This is a genomic window from Streptomyces sp. NPDC033174 (assembly GCF_055577795.1).
Window position 1 is genome coordinate 706,687 of record NZ_JBVIPQ010000001.1, and the last position, 16,730, is coordinate 723,416.

Here is a 16,730-nt window from a genome sequence, read left to right on the forward strand (position 1 = left end):
GGGCCTGGCCTTCCCCCTCACCCCGCCGTCGCGCTCTCCACCGCCTCGCCCGCCGTGAGCGTCTCCCCCCGGGCGAACGCCTCCGCGAAGCCCGCCTCCCCCAGCGCGGCCCGGGCCGACTCCGTCGCCCGGTTCACATCGCCGCGTTCCGCCGGTGGCAGGGGCGCGCCCGTGGAGACGCGCAGTGAGGCCGCCGTGCCGAGGAGCAGGGCGGCGGACCACGGGCGGGCGGAGAGGACGTGGGTCGCCGCCAGGCCCTCCAGGGCGAGGGCGACGGCGCGTGGGTCGCCGGTCGTCAGGGCCGTCGCGTAACCCTCCTCGTGCAGGGCGAGCGCGGCCCGCGCGTCGCCGCGCAGCTCCGCCACGAACCCCAGCTCCGCGAGGATCAGCGCGTTGGCCCCGTCCAGACCGACCCGCCGGTGCCATTCCAGTACCGTCCGCATGTGCGTCTCGGCCTCGTCCAGCCGTCCCTCGCGCCGGGCGCCCAGACCGAGCCCCAGCACCGCGTTGATCTCCCCGGCCACGAAGCCCAGTTCGGCGGCGCGCTGCCGTGACCGTTCGTGGTACTCCCGCGCTCCCGCCAGGTCCCCGGTGAGCAGCGCGGTCCGGCCGAGCCCGGCGAGCAGGTCCGCCGACCGGGGCGAGAAGCCGAAGGCCTCGGCCGTCTCAAGGCCGGCGCGCTGGAGCCGAGCGGCGCGTGTGTAGTCGCCGTGGATCTCGGCGACGGAGGCCAGCGGGTAGACGGACCACAGCTGCCCGCAGGTGTCCCCGGCCTCCTCGAACAGCTCCGCACTGCGGGTCGCGTCCGCCTCCGCCCCCGACAGGTCGCCCTTCAGGAGGCGTTGGACGGCTCTGTCGGAGAGGGCCGCCGCCTCGCCCCAGATGTCGCCGAGCGCCCGGAAGCCCTCCAGTGCCCGCGCTGTCAGCTCCTCGCCCTCGGAGAGGTCGCCGGTCCCGGACAGGGCGTGGGCCAGGAACCACCGCGCCCAGGTCTTCCCCGCCACGTCGTCGGCGCCGTAGGCCGCGAGCGTCTCGTCGATCCGCCGGACACGGTCGGTTCCGTCTCCGGTGAGGATGGCGATCCCGGTCCGCCAGGCCCCGGCCCGCGCCCGTCGCGTCGAGGCGGGGCCGGCCGCCGGTCCCAGGGCCAGCGCCGCCGTCACCGACCGCCGTGCCTCCCCGAGTCGCCCGCGCAGGATCCAGTACCAGGCGAGCGCGTCGACGAGACGCAGCGCGGTGTCCTCGTCGCCCCGTTCGAGCGCCCCGTCCAGCGCCCACCGCAGGTTCGCGCTCTCGGTGTCGAGCCGGGCCAGCCACTCCCGCTGGCCGGGTCCGCGCAGCGCGGGCTCCGCCGTCTCGGCCAGGGCTGTGTAGTACGCGAGGTGCCGGGTCCGTACGGCCTCGCTCTCCCCCGCCTCGCTCAACCGCTCCACGCAGTACACGGCCACGGACTCCAGTAGCCGGTAGCGCGGCCCGTCCTTGCCATCGACGGCGACCACCAGGGAGCGGTCCACCAGTCGTACGAGAAGGTCGAGGACGTCCTCGGGCGCGACGCCGCCGCCCGCGCAGCTCTCCTCCGCGGCCTCCAGCGTGCAGCCCTCGGCGTGGACGGCGAGCCGTCGCAGCACGGCCCGTTCGGGCTCGGACAGCAGCTCCCAGCTCCAGTCGATCACCGCGCGGAGCGTCTGCTGGCGGGCGGGCGCGCCGCGCTGTCCGGCGCTGAGGAGCCGGAAGCGGTCGTCGAGCCGCTCGAGGAGCCGGTGTACACCGAGGGCTCTGACCCGGGTGGCGGCCAGCTCCAGGGCGAGCGGGATGCCGTCGAGGCGGCGGCAGATCCCCTCCACCGCGGCCCTGTTGTCCGAGTTGAGAAGGAAGCCCGGCGCCGCCGCGGCGGCCCGTGCCACGAACAGCTCGACGGCCCCCTCCGTCTCCAGCGGCGGTACGGCCCACAGGGTCTCGCCGGCCAGGGCAAGCGCCTCCTGGCTGGTCGTGAGAACGACCAGGTCCGGCGCGGCCCGGAGCAGCAGCTCGACCAGCGCGGCCGCCTCGTCGACGACATGCTCGCAGTTGTCGAGTACGAGCAGCAGCCGCTTGGCGCTCAGCGCCTCCGCGAGACGCTCCGCCGTGCCCGGCGGACCCCCGGGCCGTACGCCCCACACGCCGTCGTCCCGCAGTTCCGTCGCGGCGGCCACGACTTCCGCCAAGTCGCCATTGACGCCCGCCAGTTCGACGAGCCACGCGCCGTCGGGGAAGGTCTCCCCGACCTGCGCGGCGGCTTCCACCGCGAGCCGGGTCTTGCCGACGCCGCCGGGACCGGTGAGCGTGACGAGCCGCCGGGTGGCGAGCAGCTCGCGAATCACGGCGACCGCTTCGGTGCGGCCGATGAGGCCGCTGAGCGGGGCGGGGATGCGGGAGCGCGGCCGCAGGGCAGGGGCGGCGGGGACGGCAAGGGTGGGAGCGGCGGGGACGGCAGGAGCGGGCACGGCGGGGGCGGCGGGGGCGGCGGGCGGCGCGTCGAGCTCACGGGCCTGCTTGAGCATCGACCGGTGCAGGGCGGCCAGTTCGGGGCTGGGGTCGAGGCCCAGCTCATCGGCGAGCCGGGCCCTGAGGTCCTCGTAGCCGGCCAGCGCCTCGCTCTGACGCCCGGAGCGGTACAGCGCCCGCAGCTGGACCGAGCGCAGTCGCTCGCGCAGCGGATGCAGCTCCACCAGCTCGGCCAACTCCCCCACCAACTGGGCGTGTTCACCCGCGTCGAGACGGGCTTCGGCCTGTTCCTCGCGGACGACGATCCGCTCCTCCTCCAGCCGGTTCACGGCCGCTCTGGTGAAGGCTTCCTCGATGAAGTCGGCGAACGCGGGCCCCCGCCACAGCCCCAGGGCCTCGGCGAGCAGCGCGGCGCGGGTGCGCGGGTCCACCGCCGAGCGGGCCGTGGCCGCCAGCTCCGCGAACCGGTGGGCGTCCAGTGCGCCGTCACCGACCGCGAGGAGATAGCCGGGGGCGCGGGAGACGACCAGATCGCGCCCTCCCGGTTCCGCCACCTCCAGGACCCGCCGCAGCTGGGACACCTTCGCCTGCAGGGCCCGTACGGGGTTCCCCGGCGTCTCCTCGCCCCACAGGTCGTCGACGAGACGGTGCCTGGCGACCGGCCGGCCCGCCTCGACGAGCAGGGACGCGAGCAGGGTGCGCACCTTGAGCTCCGGGACCCGGACGGGCCGCCCGTCATCGGTCCAGACGGCCGTCTCCCCCAACACCCCGAATCGCATCGGGCCACGCTATCCCGGCCTTCGCCCACCTGTCCGAACAGGCCCGCAACACCGCCCGAGCCGTATCCGAACCGCCCCGCCGGATGGTGTTCCCCGTCAGCAGCGCACACCCCTCCACACATCAGCGGGAGAACATCATGAGCAAGCTCACCGGCAGGACGGCCCTGGTCACCGGCGCGAGCCGCGGCATCGGCCGGGCCATCGCCCTGCGCCTCGCCGCCGACGGCGCCCGTGTCGCGGTCCACTACGCACAGAACGAGACGGCCGCGAAGGAGACGGTCACGGCGATCGAGGCGGCGGGCGGCAGCGCCTTCGCGATCCGTGCCGAACTGGGCGTCCCCGGCGACGCGGAGGCCTTGTGGAAGGCGTTCGACGAGCACGCCGACGGCGTGGACATCCTGGTCAACAACGCCGGCATCGCGGGCCCCGGCCTGATCCAGGAGGTCGACGAGGCCGCGTACGACAGGGTCTTCGCCGTCAACGCCAAGGCGCCGTTCTTCATCATCAAGCTCGGACTCGACCGGCTCCGCGACGGCGGCCGCGTCATCAACATCTCGTCCGGCGTCACGAAGGTCGCCTTCCCCGGCATGACGTCGTACGCCGCCTCCAAGGGCGCGGTCGAGGTGCTGACCCTGACGCTCGCCCAGACCCTCGGCTCGCGGGGCATCACGGTCAACGCCGTCTCCCCCGGCACCATCGAGACCGACATCCACCCGTGGATGGCCGACCCGGTTGCCAAGGCCCAGGCAGCCGCGTTCTCGGTCTTCGACCGGGTGGGACAGCCGGGAGACGTGGCCGATGTGGTCGGCTTCCTCGCCTCCGACGACGCGCGCTGGGTGACCGGCCAGAACATCGACGCCAGCGGCGGCTCCGGCCTCGGAATCTGAGCGCCCCGCGCTCCATCGCCCTCGGTCCGGCCGCCGCCGCCCGCCCCACGACGGCCGGACCGCCGCCCCGCCCCCGCTCGGCATCCAGGAGTTCCCATGCCTCGCACCCTGCTCGTCGTCGCCCACCCCCGCCCCGACTCGCTCACCGCCCAGGTCGCCGACCGCGTCCACAACCGCCTCACGGGCGCCGGCCACGACGTCGACGTACTCGACCTCTACGCCGAGGAGTTCGACCCCCGGCTCACCTCGTCCGACGAACCCGACTGGGAGAACCGCGAGAAGCGCTACTCCCCCGAGGCGCACGCCCACATGGACCGCATCGCGGCCGCCGAAGACATCGTGGTCGTCTTCCCGGTGTGGTGGTTCGCCCCGCCGGCCATCGTGAAGGGCTGGATCGAGCGCGTCTGGAACTACGGCTTCGCGTACGGCCGCAGCAAGCCGCGGCTCGCCGGGAAGCGGATGCTCTGGCTGGGGCTCGCGGGCAGCCCGGCCGCCGCGTACGAGGCCTCGGGTCTCGGCGACGCTCTCGACCTCCAGCTGCGCGTCGGCGTCTCGGGCTTCTGCGGGATCGAGGACGCCTCGGTCCGGCTGCTGTACGGCACCGAACTCTCGGGCGTCCCCCAGCCGCTGCGCCCCGTCCGCGTCATGAACATCCTGATCAGCGCGGACGCCGTCCTGAGCGAGGCACTGCCCGGTCGGCCCGCCCCCTCCACACGTCCCCACACGCCCGACCCGAACACCGTCCGAGCCGAACCCGGAACACCCTCCGCCAAGGTCCTGCCATGACTTCGCACCCGCGCTCCCGGCGAAACGCCGCCCGATCCTTCCGGGCAGACGCCCGCCCGTGGATCGGCCTCGCCGTCCTCCTGCTCCCGGTGACCCTGATGACCGCCGACCTCGGCGTCCTGTGGCTCGCCACCCCCTATCTCGCGGCCGATCTGCGGCCCACCGCCCCCCAGTTGCTGTGGACCACCGACATCTACGGGTTCCTCACCGCCGGCACGCTGGTAATCATGGGCACCCTCGGCGACCGCCTCGGCCGCCGCAAGCTGCTGATGGCGGGATCGGCCGGATTCGTCCTCGCCTCCCTGCTCGCCGCCTACGCACCCAACGCCGAGACCCTGATCGGGGCCCGGGCGGCCCTCGGTGTCGCCGGAGCCGCCGTCCTGCCCTCCACCCTCGCGCTGATCAGCCATATGTTCCCCGACCCCCACAGGCGAGCGACCGCCATCGCGATGTGGGTGACCGCGCTGTCCGTCGGGCTGGCGATCGGCCCGGTCATCGGCGGTGTGCTGCTGGCGTCCTGGTGGTGGGGCTCGGTGTTCCTGATGGGCGTGCCGATCATGCTGCTGGCCCTGCTGACCGCCCCTGCGCTGCTGCCCGAGTACCGCGACCCGCACGCCGGACGTCTGGACGCGGCGAGCGTCGCGCTCTTCCTGTTCGCCGTCCTGCCGGTGGTGTACGGCGTCAAGAGCCTGGCCGCGCACGGTCCGGGCGGGGACACGGCGGTGTCCTTCGCGCTCGGGGCGGCCTTCGCCGTCGCCTTCGTACGCCGCCAGAACCGGCTGGCCACGCCCCTCCTGGACCTGACCCTCTTCCGCGACCGCGCCTTCACCGGCGCCCTGCTCACCCTGCTGCTCGGAATGACCGCGCTGAACGGTGTCGAGTACCTCGTCCCGCAGTACCTCCAGGCGGTCGCCGGCCAGTCGCCGCTGGAGGCCGGGCTGTGGCTGCTGCCCGGCGCCGGGGGTCTGATCGCCGGCTCCCAGCTCACACCGGTCCTCGCCCGCCGGATCCGTCCGGCGTTCGTCCTGCTCACGGGGCTGCTGATCTCCCTGATCGGGTACGCGGCGGTCGCCCTGGCCGAGGGAGTGATGGTCTCCTCGCTCGGCCTGACCTTGATCATGTTCGGGGCGGCCCCGATCAGCGTCCTCGGCACCGCCCTGGCGGTCGGCGCGGCGCCCCCGGAGAAGGCCGGCGCGGCGGCGGCGAGCGGTCAGACGGCGTACGACCTGGGTCTGGCCCTCGGTATCGCGGTCACCGGCAGTGTCGCGGTCGCCGTGTACCGCGACGGCATCCCGGCGAGCGCCCCGGCCGAGGCCCGCGACACGCTGGGCGCGGCGAGCGCGGTGGCCGACGAGGGACTGCTGGCCACGGCCCGCGAGGCCTTCACGACGGGTCTGCAGACGGCGTCGGCGCTGAGCGCGGGATTCGCCCTGGTGACAGCGGTGCTGGTGACCGTACTGCTGCGCCACGTTCCGCGGATGTCGGCGGCCGAACCGGAGCACGAGCCGGAGCACGGACCGGAGCACGAAGAGGCCGTGGCCCGCTGACGGAAGACCGGACGACACACCGGCGCCCCTCCCCGGAGGGGCGCTCGGTCATGCGGTGGTTCCGTCGCCCTCGGTCAGGCACGCGAGGTCGGGTCCGACGGCGTCGAGCCGCGCCGACAGATCCGAGAGCCGCTCCCTGAGCGCACGGATCTCCTCCAGCGACATGCCCGTCGCGGCGGCGATCCTGCGCGGCACCCCGAGGGCCCGCTCGCGCAGCTCGGCCCCGGCCTCCGTGGGCCGCACGCTCACGGACCGCTCGTCCTCGGCGCTGCGCCGCCGCTCGACGTACCCGGCCCCCTCCAGCCGCTTGAGCAGCGGGGACAGGGTGCCGGAGTCCAGCCGCAGATGCTCCCCGATCTTCTTGACGGGCAGCTCACCGTGCTCCCAGAGGACCAGCATCACCAGGTATTGCGGATAGGTGAGGCCGAGGTCCCTGAGCGCGCCGCGGTACACGCCGTTGAAGGCGCGGGACGCGGCGTGCAGCGAGAAGCAGATCTGATGGTCGAGACGGAGGAAGTCCTCGTCCCGCACGGTGCCGAGCGTCGTCTCCATGCCTCCAGGTTACGTCACATGCGAGCCATTCAGTTGTGCACAACTAAATTGTGCGGTACCAATAGAGGGTCGCACCGCAGGACGAGAGGACAGGAATCCCATGAACGCGCTGTACACCGCCGTCGCCACCGCCAACGGCCGCGAGGGCCGCGCCGTCAGCTCCGACGGCCACATCGACCTGCCGCTGGCCCACCCCCAGGCGCTCGGCGGCAACGGACAGGGCACGAACCCCGAGCAGCTCTTCGCCGCCGGATACGCGGCCTGCTTCGCCAGCGCGATGGGCCTGGTCGCCCGCCAGGAGAAGATCGACGTCAAGGATGCCTCGATCACCGCCGAAGTCAGCATCGGCAAGGACACCGACGGCGGCTTCGGCCTCGCGGTCGTCATGCGCGCGGAGTTCCCCGACCACCTCCAGGGCGAGGCGGGCCGCGACCTCCTGGAGAAGACCCACGCGTTCTGCCCTTACTCGAAGGCCACCCGCGGCAACATCCAGGTGGAGCTCGTCGTCGAGTAACGAGCCGTCGGGCGCGCCACTTCGGACGCGCCACGGTCACAAGAATGCCCCCGGCGTGTCGTACGTGGTGTACGTCACTCCGGGGGCATTCTTGTCGCGGCAGCTGGCCCGTTCCCGCATGCGCGACCCGCGGTGGGGCGGGTGGGGCTCGAACCCATTTCAGTGACGCGTCCCACCTGCGAAGACGCCGAAGAATCGGACACATCTGTCCGTTTCCGGCCGACTGCATCCCACGCGATCCCGCTCGATCGGGGGTCGTCAGGAGTTCGCCACACCGCTTCTTCTGCGTCCGCAGCTGCCACTTGGGGCGCCCACGCGCCGGCGGTGAGCAGCCCCTCGTCTCCCCTGTCGAACCGCAGGGCGACCTTGTGGTCAGCGACCGCGCCCGTCAGCCGTCGCATCCCCAACAGGCACAGGGGGATGGTGGACCGAATTGCCCGCTTCGGGCTTTGAGTGGGTGCCGAAGGGGCTCTTGGCAGGGGCGGCGTGTGGTTCCCGAAGGCCGGGGCCGGGCGGGGAGCCGTCCCAGCGGAACCGAGCGCCGGATCATCACGGGTTCGCGCTGTGATCACCGCCTCTTGGGGCCGTTGCCCGAGACCCATTAATCCCAGATCCACTCCATTGGGATTACCGGGAGTTCCGCAGCATCCAGAGAACTTCTCTCGAAATCTCGGCTCTGCGGCAATCACGGCCTGCAAGTGTGTCGGCGGCAGTCGTGACGGCGCCGGCCCAAGCAGCGGCAAAGGTTTCGCCGTAGGGCCAGCAGGCGCTTCCTTCGCACCAGTTGTGCCCATCGATTTCGACGCTGCTGATCGGGGGTTGCCGCCTGTGGAGGCATAGCGGTTCCCTGTGAAGGGAGCCGATCCCAGCCGCATGTCGGCGAGGGCGCCGTTGTACGTGCCCCGGCTGGTGAAGCGGTTCAGGCCGGGGTTGTAGTCGCGGAAGCCCATGCCGTAGGTGCCGCTGGCGGCGTCCCAGCGCTTGGCGTCGAAGCGGTAGGGGTTGTACGCCTCCTTGTCGGGCCGGGCGGTGTCGGGCTTGTCGATGCCGGCGAACTCGGCGTCGTTGTTGGTGCCGTGGGCGGTGCAGCCGTAGGTGGACTGGGTGTCGCCGCTGGTGTCGGTGAGGGTTTCGACGTCGGTGTGGCCGTTGTAGCCGTAGACGCCGAGTTCCTCGGTGCCGTCGGCGTTGCGCTTGCCGGCAGTCAGGTGGCACCTGGGCTGTGGGAACACAGACCCAGCCGGGCTCCGAGCTCCTCGGCATGATCAATTTGGCTGGCCCGGGCCAGGATGATGCCGCCGACGCGGCCGTCAAATGGATAGGCGACCACTGCGCCTCGAACGATCTGGAGCTGGTCCGGGTCGAGAACTTCGACGACCGGTACCCGGAAGATCAGCGAGCCGCCTTCTCGCTCACGCGCTCCACGATCGCCCGCTCCGAGTCTCCGGACGACGTGGACGGCTGGGCGCTGCCGACATGCCTGCCGCCCGCAGCGTCCCGGGCCGGACGTCGAACGGGCGCCGGAAGGCGGCGTGAGGGCGTCTCTTCCCCCTGAACCGGCCTCGTGTCCCCCGGCTGTCCCCTGGATCTTGGTCCGGGCGGGTGAACGGTGGTCGCCACTTCGGCGTGGCGACCACCATGCTTGCGTCTGCGCTGGTCAGATCGATTCTGCACACGCGACGCCCGGTGGGGCGGGTGGGACTCGAACCCACGGCCGACGGATTATGAGTCCGCTGCTCTAACCGGCTGAGCTACCGCCCCTTTACGGCGTGGCGCGTACATGTGTGCGCGCCGTCTGCCGCAGCATAGCCGCTCATACGATCTCCTGCTCCGGATGTGGCGACGCACGTCCAGGAGGACTGCCGTGCGCGCCGGGTGGTTCCCGGACACAGAAAAGAGGACCCCGAGGGGCCCTCTTTCCTTTCCGCTCCCCCGGCTGGACTCGAACCAGCAACCCTCCGGTTAACAGCCGAATGCTCTGCCAATTGAGCTACAGGGGACCGCGCTCCCCCGACTGGACTCGAACCAGTAACCTGCCGGTTAACAGCCGGCTGCTCTGCCAATTGAGCTACAGGGGATTGCTGCATTGCCTCGAACGCACTCATCTCCGGTGTCCCGGGCGGCGCGCGTTCGCTGCGACACATACATTAGCGCAAGCAGGGGGGTGCTCCGCCAATCGGTATCCCCATGCGTTCAGCCCGGGTGATCACGGGCCCCGCAGGGTAGGCGGCCTGCACCTGCACCGACATCAGGGAAGGGTGGCAGCCATGCGGTACAAGCTCACGTTCGTCGCCGGACTGGCCCTCGGTTACGTCCTCGGCACACGGGCCGGGCGCGAGCGCTACGAACAGTTGAAGAAGTCGGCCCGCGAGCTCTCGCACAACCCGGCCGTCCGCAACGCCGCCGAGACGGCGGCGCACACGAGCCGGGATGTGGCGGGCAAGGCGTTCCACGCGGTCAGCGACAAGGTCGGTGACGCGGTGCCCGCGTCGGTGACCCAGCGGGTGCGCGCGCTGCGGGACCGCGGCAACGGCACCGAGGACGAGTGGGGAACCACCAACACCTGAGGGCGAGCATGCCCGCCCGTGCGGCAGAATCTCCAGACATGGGGATAGTCGCCGGGTTGGACAGTTCGTCTGGGTTCACACGCATCGTCGTCTGTGACACGGATACGGGTGCCGTGCTGCGGCAGGGCTATGCGCCGCACCCCGTCGACCCCAAGGCCGTCGAGGTGGACCCGCAGGCCTGGCTGCTCTCGCTCGGCGAGGCCGCGACCGGCGGTCTGCTCGAGGGCGTGCAGGCCATCGGCGTCTGCGCTCAGCAGCACGGACTCGTACCCCTCGACGCCCAGGGCTCCCTGGTGCGGCCGGCGCTCGTCGGCAACGACAAGCGGGCGCAGGTCGCCGCCGCGGATCTGATCGAGGCGTTCGGCGGCCGGCAGGCGTGGGCCGAGGCCGTCGGCTGTGTGCCCCAGGCCTCGCAGACGGTGTCGAAGCTGCGGTGGCTGGCGCGCACCGAGCCGGAGGCGGCCGGGCGCGTCGCCGTACTGATGCAGCCGCACGACTGGCTGGTGTGGCAGCTGCTCGGCCGGCCCGCGCGGCGGACCACCGACCGGGGCGCGGCTTCGGCCACCGGCTACTGGTCGGCGGCCAGTGGCGCCTACCGGCCCGACCTCGTCGAACTGGCGCTGGGCCACCAGGCGATGCTCCCCGAGGTGCTCGGTCCCGCCGAGGCCGCCGGGACGACGCCCGAGGGCCTGCTGATCTCCGCGGGTACGGGCGAGACCATGGCCGCCGCGTTCGGGCTCGGCCTGGCGGTCGGCGACGCGGTCGTGTCGCTCGGGGCCTCGGGCTCCGTGATGGCCGTGCACCACGAGGCGCTGGCCGACCCGCGCGGGATGATCACCTCGTTCGCCGACGCCACCGGGATGCACCTGCCGGTCGTGCACACCTCCAATGCCGTACGGGCGCTGCGCGGCACCGCGGAGATGCTCGGCGTCGACGACCTGGCGGAGCTGTCCGCGCTCGCCATGAAGTCGACCCCGGGCGCGTCCGGTCTGGTGCTGCTCCCCTATCTGGAGGGCGAGCGGACGCCGCATCTGCCGCACACCGCGGGAACGCTCAGCGGGCTGCGCCGGGAGTCGATGAAGCCGGAGCACCTGGCGCGGGCCGCCTTCGAGGGCATGCTGTGCTCGCTCGCGGACGCGATGGACGTGCTGCGCGGGCGTGGGGTCGAGGTGCGCCGGGTTTTCCTGCTGGGAGCGGCGGCCGAGCTGCCGGCCGTGCAGGCCGTGGCGCCCAGTGTGTTCGGCGCGCAGGTCGTCGTTCCGCAGCCCGCCGACTACGCGGCGCTCGGCGCGGCGCGGCAGGCCGCGTGGGCGCTCGGGGTGAGCCGGGGAACGCTGTCGCCGCAGGCCCCGCCGGCCTGGCAGGGCGCGGCGGCCCAGGTGTTCGAGGCGGGCGAGGAGCTGGCGGTCGGTCAGGCGGTGCGCCAGCAGTACATCGCCGCGCGGGACCAGGTGCACCCGGGTTCGTTCGCTTCCTGATCACCCGGAAAAACCGAGTCGTAACGTTGTGCGGGCACACGCGATAGTGAACCCGTGCTCATACGACTTCTCCGAACCCATCTTGGACCGTACAAGAAACCGATCAGCCTTCTGGTGGCGCTGCAGTTCCTGCAGACCTGCGCCAGCCTCTACCTGCCCACCCTGAACGCGGACATCATCGACAACGGTGTCGTCGACGGGGACACCGGTTACATCCTGGAGTTCGGCGCGATCATGGTCGCGGTCTCCGTGCTCCAGGTCGTCTGCAACATCGGGGCCGTCTACTACGGGGCGCGTACCGCCTCGGCGCTCGGCCGCGATGTGCGTGCGGCCGTCTTCGAGCGGGTGCAGTCCTTCTCCGCGCGCGAGGTCGGCCACTTCGGGGCGCCCTCGCTCATCACGCGCACGACCAATGACGTCCAGCAGGTCCAGATGCTGGTGCTGATGGCGTTCACCCTGATGGTGTCGGCGCCGATCATGTGCGTCGGCGGTGTGATCATGGCGCTCGGCCAGGATGTGCCGCTGTCGGCGGTGCTGCTGGCCGTGGTGCCGGTGCTCGGTGTCTCCGTGAGCCTGATCGTGAAGCGGATGCGGCCGCTGTTCCGCACCATGCAGGACCGGCTCGACACGGTGAACCGGGTGCTGCGCGAGCAGATCACCGGCAATCGCGTCATCCGGGCCTTCGTGAAGGACGGCTACGAGAAGGAGCGCTTCGGCCACGCCAACGGCGAGCTGACGGACGTGTCGATGTCGACCGGCCGGCTGATGGCGCTGATGTTCCCCACCGTGATGACGGTCGTGAACGTCTCCAGCATCGCGGTGGTCTGGTTCGGCGCCCACCGCATCGACAGCGGTGGGATGGAGATCGGCGCGCTGACGGCGTTCCTGGCCTATCTGATGCAGATCGTGATGGCCGTGATGATGGCCACCTTCATGTTCATGATGGTGCCGCGGGCCGAGGTGTGTGCCGAGCGGATCGAGGAAGTGCTGAGCACCGAGACGAGTGTCGTACCGCCGTCCGCGCCGGTGCGGGAGCTGTCCCGTCGCGGTCATCTGGAGGTACGGAGCGCCGACTTCCGCTATCCGGGGGCCGAGGAGCCGGTGCTGCGGGAGGTCGATCTGATCGGCAGGCCGGGCGAGACGACCGCGATCATCGGGTCGACGGGCAGCGGGAAGTCGACGCTGCTCGGACTCGTGCCCAGGCTGTTCGACGCGACCGGCGGGGATGTCCTGGTGGACGGGGTCGATGTCCGCACGCTCGACCCGGCGCTGATCGCCAAGACCGTCGGCCTCGTGCCGCAGAAGCCGTACCTCTTCTCCGGGACCGTGGCGACGAACCTGCGCTACGGGAAGCCGGACGCGAGTGACGAGGACCTCTGGCACGCGCTGGAGGTCGCCCAGGCCGCCGACTTCGTACGCGGTCTGGAGAACGGGCTGAACGCGCCGATCGCGCAGGGCGGCACCAATGTCTCCGGTGGGCAGCGTCAGCGCCTCGCGATCGCGCGGACGCTGGTGCAGCGGCCGGAGATCTATCTCTTCGACGACTCCTTCTCGGCGCTCGACTACACGACCGACGCCCTCCTGCGCGCCGCGCTGTCGCGGGAGATCGCCGACGCGACCGTCGTGATCGTCGCCCAGCGGGTGTCGACCATCCGCGACGCCGACCGGATCGTGGTCCTCGACGAGGGCCGGGTCGTCGGCACAGGACGCCATCACGAGCTGATGGCGGGCAATGAGACCTACCGGGAGATCGTGCTCTCCCAGCTGACCGAGGCGGAGGCAGCCTGATGGCCGGTCCTGGTGGACGAATGATGGCCGGTGGCGGCCCCGACCAGCGGTCGATGGACTTCAAGGGGTCCGGCAAGCGGCTGCTGCGGCAGCTGGCGCCGGAGCGGGCGGCGCTGTGGGTGATGCTCGGCGCGGGTGTGCTGAGCGTGGCGGCGTCCGTGGTCGGCCCGAAGATCCTCGGCCGGGCGACCGACCTGGTCTTCGCCGGGGTCGTCGGGCGCGGTATGCCGAAGGAGGTCACCAAGGACCGGGCGCTCGCGGCGCTGCGGGCCAAGGGGGACGACGGGCTCGCCGACATGCTCTCCGGCGTGGACTTCGTGCCCGGACAGGGCATCGACTTCACCGCCGTGGGCGGAGTGCTGCTGTGGGCGCTGGGCATCTATGTGGCGGCCGGTCTGCTGATGCTGGTGTCGACCCGGATGTCGATCAAGGTCATCAACCGGACCGTGTACCGGATGCGCGAGGACGTCCAGGCGAAGCTGGCGCGGCTGCCGCTGTCGTACTTCGACAAGGCCAAGCGGGGCGAGGTGCTGAGCCGGGCCACCAACGACATCGACAACATCTCGCAGACGATGCAGCAGTCGATGGGACAGCTCATCAACTCCCTGCTGACCATCGTCGGTGTGCTGGCGATGATGTTCTGGATATCGCCGCTGCTGGCTCTGGTCGCGCTGGTGACCGTGCCGGTGTCGGTGGTCGTGGCGACGAAGGTCGGCAAGCGGTCCCAGCCGCACTTCGTGCAGCAGTGGAAGTCCACCGGGCGGCTCAACGCCCATGTGGAGGAGATGTACACCGGCCACGCGCTGGTGAAGGTCTTCGGGCGGCAGGACGAGTCGGCCGCCGACTTCCGCGAACAGAACGAGGCGCTGTACGAGGCCGGTTTCAAGGCCCAGTTCAACAGCGGGGTCATGCAGCCGGTGATGTTCTTCATCTCGAACATCAACTATGTGCTGGTGGCCGTGGTCGGCGGGCTGCGGGTGGCGTCCGGTTCGCTGTCCATCGGTGATGTGCAGGCGTTCATCCAGTACTCCCGCCAGTTCTCGATGCCGCTGACGCAGGTCGCCTCGATGGCCAATCTCGTGCAGTCCGGTGTCGCCTCCGCCGAGCGGATCTTCGAGCTGCTCGACGCGGACGAGATGGAGCCGGACGCCCCGGTGCGGGAGCGGGAGTCGGTGGAGCCGAAGGAGCCGCGCGGGCCGAGGGGCCGGGTGCAGCTGGAGAAGGTGTCGTTCCGCTACGAGCCGGAGAAGCCGCTGATCGAGGATCTGTCGCTGGCCGTGGATCCGGGGCAGACGGTCGCGATCGTCGGTCCGACGGGCGCGGGCAAGACGACGCTGGTCAATCTGCTGATGCGGTTCTACGAGGTGACCGGCGGCCGGATCTCCCTCGACGGAGTCGATGTGTCGACGATGACCCGGGACGAACTGCGCTCCGGGATCGGCATGGTCCTGCAGGACACCTGGCTCTTCGGCGGCACCATCGCCGAGAACATCGCCTACGGCGCCTCGCGGAAGGTCACCCGGGAGGAGATCGAGGAGGCGGCGCGGGCCGCGCACGCCGACCGGTTCGTCCGGACCCTGCCCGACGGTTACGACACCGTGCTCGACGACGAGGGTTCGGGCGTGAGCGCGGGCGAGAAGCAGCTGATCACCATCGCGCGGGCGTTCCTGTCCGATCCGGTGATCCTGGTGCTCGACGAGGCCACGAGCTCCGTCGACACCCGTACCGAAGTGCTCATCCAGAAGGCGATGGCCCGACTGGCGCACGGCCGGACGAGCTTTGTGATCGCCCATCGGCTCTCCACGATCCGGGACGCGGACGTGATCCTGGTGATGGAGAACGGCTCGATCGTCGAGCAGGGCACGCACGAGGAACTGCTCACGGCGGAGGGCGCCTACGCCCGGCTGTACGCGGCGCAGTTCGCGCAGGCGGTGGCCGAGGTCGACTAGGGAGGGTCCGCAAAGTATCGTCGTCCGCCCGGCGGGCCGGGCGAGACTTCACGGACACGACCCTCGGACCACGGTCGGAAAGACGGGGCGGGGCGCCGGCAGGCGGCCCGCCCCTCGCCGTGGGGTCGGGCCGTCAGTCGAGATAGCCCCTCAGCTGATCCGCGAAGGCGTGGTCGCGCAGTTTGTTCAGTGTCTTGGACTCGATCTGGCGGATGCGTTCCCGGGTCACGCCGAAGATCCGGCCGATCTCCTCCAGCGTGCGAGGACGGCCGTCGGCCAGGCCGTAGCGCAGCTGGACGACCTTGCGTTCGCGTTCGCCGAGGGTGGAGAGCACAGCGTCCAGGTGCTCGCGCAGCAGCAGGAAGGCCGCCGATTCGACGGGGGACGCCGCGTCGCCGTCCTCGATGAGGTCGCCGAGGGCGACGTCCTCCTCCTCGCCGACGGGGGCGTGCAGCGATACGGGTTCCTGGGCCAGGCGCAGGACCTCGCTGACGCGCTCCGGGGTGAGGTCGAGGTGGGCTGCGACCTCTTCGGGGGTGGGTTCGTAGCCGCGTTCCTGGAGCATCCGGCGCTGGACGCGGATGACCCGGTTGATGAGTTCGACGACATGGACCGGGACCCGGATGGTCCGGGCCTGGTCGGCGAGGGCGCGGGACATCGCCTGCCGGATCCACCAGGTCGCGTACGTCGAGAACTTGTAGCCGCGCGCGTAGTCGAATTTCTCGACGGCTCTGATCAGGCCCAGGTTTCCCTCCTGGACGAGGTCGAGCATGGTCAGGCCCCGGCCGATGTAGCGCTTGGCCACGGAGACGACGAGCCGGAGGTTCGCCTCGATGAGCCGGCGCTTGGCCATCCGGCCCATGACGACCAACCGGTCCAGGTCGACGGCGAGTTGTGAGTCGGGGTCGGGGGTGCGGGCGAGCCGCTCCTCGGCGAACAGGCCGGCTTCCACCCGACGGGCCAGCTCGACCTCCTCGGCCGCGGTGAGCAGCGGGATGCGGCCGATCTCGCGCAGGTACTGGCGGAACAGGTCGGAGGTCGGCCCGCTGGTGTCGGGTCGCACGGCGCGCGGCTCGGGGGGCTCGGGGAGGTCGGGCACATCCGCGACGGCCTCCGGCCCGAGGTCAGGCCCGAGGTCCGGCGCGGGATCGGGGTCGGGGACGGGATCCGGCACCGCCTCCGGATGGTGTGCGGCGAGGGCCTGCACGGGGACCCCCGCCACGGCCTCTGCTTCTGTCAGGGTCTGGGTCTGCACGGGGGCGACCTCCAGGGTGATCGCTGCCGGGTCGGGGGCGTGCGGCAGCGGGACGGGGGCGGCCGGGCCGCCGGTTTCCGTCCCGTACACGATGAGCGGAACCGCGGGGGCGCGCTCCGAGGACTCAGGCACCGGACCCAGTGT

General features: G+C 71.5%; 13 protein-coding genes and 3 tRNA genes. 9 read left to right on the forward strand and 7 right to left on the reverse strand.

Annotation, left to right across the window (positions count from 1 at the left end; all coding sequences use genetic code 11):
• Positions 1-17 precede the first annotated feature (17 nt).
• Entirely contained in the window at positions 18-3,263 is a 3,246-nt protein-coding gene (locus tag ACZ5VC_RS03305) for an AfsR/SARP family transcriptional regulator (protein ID WP_469118402.1), read from the reverse strand.
• Positions 3,264-3,400: 137 nt separating this feature from the next.
• Here ACZ5VC_RS03305 and ACZ5VC_RS03310 point away from each other — a divergent pair, with 137 nt between their 5' ends.
• The 3 genes from ACZ5VC_RS03310 to ACZ5VC_RS03320 all read left to right on the forward strand — a co-directional run bounded on the left by ACZ5VC_RS03310 (position 3,401) and on the right by ACZ5VC_RS03320 (position 6,483).
• Positions 3,401-4,150 (forward strand): SDR family oxidoreductase, encoded by a 750-nt coding sequence (locus ACZ5VC_RS03310; protein WP_469118403.1) that lies wholly within the window; start codon positions 3,401-3,403, stop codon positions 4,148-4,150.
• A 96-nt stretch (positions 4,151-4,246) separates the two neighbouring features.
• On the forward strand, positions 4,247-4,936 hold the full coding sequence (locus ACZ5VC_RS03315; RefSeq protein WP_469118404.1) for an NAD(P)H oxidoreductase: 690 nt from the start codon (positions 4,247-4,249) through the stop codon (positions 4,934-4,936).
• The gene (locus ACZ5VC_RS03320; protein ID WP_469118405.1) at positions 4,933-6,483 is read left to right on the forward strand and encodes an MFS transporter; all 1,551 of its coding nucleotides are present in this window, start codon (positions 4,933-4,935) and stop codon (positions 6,481-6,483) included. The genes ACZ5VC_RS03315 and ACZ5VC_RS03320 overlap by 4 nt, the downstream gene beginning before the upstream one ends.
• Before the next feature lie 48 nt (positions 6,484-6,531).
• Here ACZ5VC_RS03320 and ACZ5VC_RS03325 read toward each other — a convergent pair whose 3' ends face one another.
• A complete protein-coding gene (locus ACZ5VC_RS03325) occupies positions 6,532-7,035 on the reverse strand; it encodes a MarR family winged helix-turn-helix transcriptional regulator (RefSeq protein WP_469118406.1) in 504 nt (167 codons plus the stop codon).
• Positions 7,036-7,135: 100 nt separating this feature from the next.
• On the opposite strand from ACZ5VC_RS03325, the gene ACZ5VC_RS03330 reads away from it, so the two are divergent.
• Positions 7,136-7,549 carry an organic hydroperoxide resistance protein gene (locus ACZ5VC_RS03330; protein WP_468705609.1) on the forward strand — a complete coding sequence of 138 codons (414 nt, stop codon included), beginning with the start codon at positions 7,136-7,138 and terminating at the stop codon, positions 7,547-7,549.
• Between the two features lie 74 nt (positions 7,550-7,623).
• Here the strand turns inward: ACZ5VC_RS03330 and ACZ5VC_RS03335 are convergent, their stop codons facing one another.
• The gene (locus ACZ5VC_RS03335) at positions 7,624-8,781 is read right to left on the reverse strand and encodes an RHS repeat-associated core domain-containing protein (protein ID WP_469118407.1); all 1,158 of its coding nucleotides are present in this window, start codon (positions 8,779-8,781) and stop codon (positions 7,624-7,626) included.
• On the opposite strand from ACZ5VC_RS03335, the gene ACZ5VC_RS03340 reads away from it, so the two are divergent.
• Positions 8,772-9,104, forward strand: coding sequence for a hypothetical protein (locus ACZ5VC_RS03340; protein ID WP_469118408.1), 333 nt, complete (start codon positions 8,772-8,774; stop codon positions 9,102-9,104). The genes ACZ5VC_RS03335 and ACZ5VC_RS03340 overlap by 10 nt on opposite strands.
• A gap of 132 nt (positions 9,105-9,236) precedes the next feature.
• On the opposite strand, the gene ACZ5VC_RS03345 is transcribed toward ACZ5VC_RS03340, so the two are convergent.
• The 3 genes from ACZ5VC_RS03345 to ACZ5VC_RS03355 form a co-directional block, all read right to left on the reverse strand.
• Positions 9,237-9,310, reverse strand: a tRNA-Ile gene (locus ACZ5VC_RS03345).
• Positions 9,311-9,476: 166 nt separating this feature from the next.
• A tRNA-Asn gene (locus ACZ5VC_RS03350) sits at positions 9,477-9,549 on the reverse strand.
• A 5-nt stretch (positions 9,550-9,554) separates the two neighbouring features.
• Positions 9,555-9,627 (reverse strand) — tRNA-Asn (locus ACZ5VC_RS03355).
• A 189-nt stretch (positions 9,628-9,816) separates the two neighbouring features.
• Here ACZ5VC_RS03355 and ACZ5VC_RS03360 point away from each other — a divergent pair.
• The 4 genes from ACZ5VC_RS03360 to ACZ5VC_RS03375 are packed head-to-tail and all read left to right on the forward strand — an operon-like array spanning position 9,817 to position 15,331.
• Entirely contained in the window at positions 9,817-10,116 is a 300-nt protein-coding gene (locus ACZ5VC_RS03360; protein WP_469118409.1) for a YtxH domain-containing protein, read from the forward strand.
• Positions 10,117-10,154: 38 nt separating this feature from the next.
• Positions 10,155-11,594: an FGGY family carbohydrate kinase gene (locus ACZ5VC_RS03365; RefSeq protein ID WP_469118410.1), complete on the forward strand. Its 1,440-nt coding sequence runs from the start codon at positions 10,155-10,157 to the stop codon at positions 11,592-11,594.
• A gap of 54 nt (positions 11,595-11,648) precedes the next feature.
• The gene (locus ACZ5VC_RS03370) at positions 11,649-13,382 is read left to right on the forward strand and encodes an ABC transporter ATP-binding protein (RefSeq protein ID WP_469118411.1); all 1,734 of its coding nucleotides are present in this window, start codon (positions 11,649-11,651) and stop codon (positions 13,380-13,382) included.
• Positions 13,382-15,331 carry an ABC transporter ATP-binding protein gene (locus ACZ5VC_RS03375; RefSeq protein ID WP_469118412.1) on the forward strand — a complete coding sequence of 650 codons (1,950 nt, stop codon included), beginning with the start codon at positions 13,382-13,384 and terminating at the stop codon, positions 15,329-15,331. Before ACZ5VC_RS03370 ends, ACZ5VC_RS03375 begins: the two co-directional genes overlap by 1 nt.
• 133 nt (positions 15,332-15,464) lie before the next feature.
• Here the strand turns inward: ACZ5VC_RS03375 and ACZ5VC_RS03380 are convergent, their stop codons facing one another.
• Positions 15,465-16,718 carry an RNA polymerase sigma factor gene (locus ACZ5VC_RS03380; RefSeq protein ID WP_469118413.1) on the reverse strand — a complete coding sequence of 418 codons (1,254 nt, stop codon included), beginning with the start codon at positions 16,716-16,718 and terminating at the stop codon, positions 15,465-15,467.
• Between the last annotated feature and the right edge of the window lie 12 nt (positions 16,719-16,730).

Excerpts from the sequence above, each read along its gene's own strand:
- ACZ5VC_RS03305 (WP_469118402.1), bottom strand. The coding sequence starts at position 3,263 with ATGCGATTCGGGGTGTTGGGGGAGACGGCCGTCTGGACCGATGACGGG.
- ACZ5VC_RS03360 (WP_469118409.1), top strand. The coding sequence starts at position 9,817 with ATGCGGTACAAGCTCACGTTCGTCGCCGGACTGGCCCTCGGTTACGTC.
- ACZ5VC_RS03365 (WP_469118410.1), top strand. The coding sequence starts at position 10,155 with ATGGGGATAGTCGCCGGGTTGGACAGTTCGTCTGGGTTCACACGCATC.
- ACZ5VC_RS03375 (WP_469118412.1), top strand. The coding sequence starts at position 13,382 with ATGGCCGGTCCTGGTGGACGAATGATGGCCGGTGGCGGCCCCGACCAG.
- ACZ5VC_RS03330 (WP_468705609.1), top strand. The coding sequence starts at position 7,136 with ATGAACGCGCTGTACACCGCCGTCGCCACCGCCAACGGCCGCGAGGGC.
- ACZ5VC_RS03310 (WP_469118403.1), top strand. The coding sequence starts at position 3,401 with ATGAGCAAGCTCACCGGCAGGACGGCCCTGGTCACCGGCGCGAGCCGC.
- ACZ5VC_RS03315 (WP_469118404.1), top strand. The coding sequence starts at position 4,247 with ATGCCTCGCACCCTGCTCGTCGTCGCCCACCCCCGCCCCGACTCGCTC.
- ACZ5VC_RS03320 (WP_469118405.1), top strand. The coding sequence starts at position 4,933 with ATGACTTCGCACCCGCGCTCCCGGCGAAACGCCGCCCGATCCTTCCGG.
- ACZ5VC_RS03325 (WP_469118406.1), bottom strand. The coding sequence starts at position 7,035 with ATGGAGACGACGCTCGGCACCGTGCGGGACGAGGACTTCCTCCGTCTC.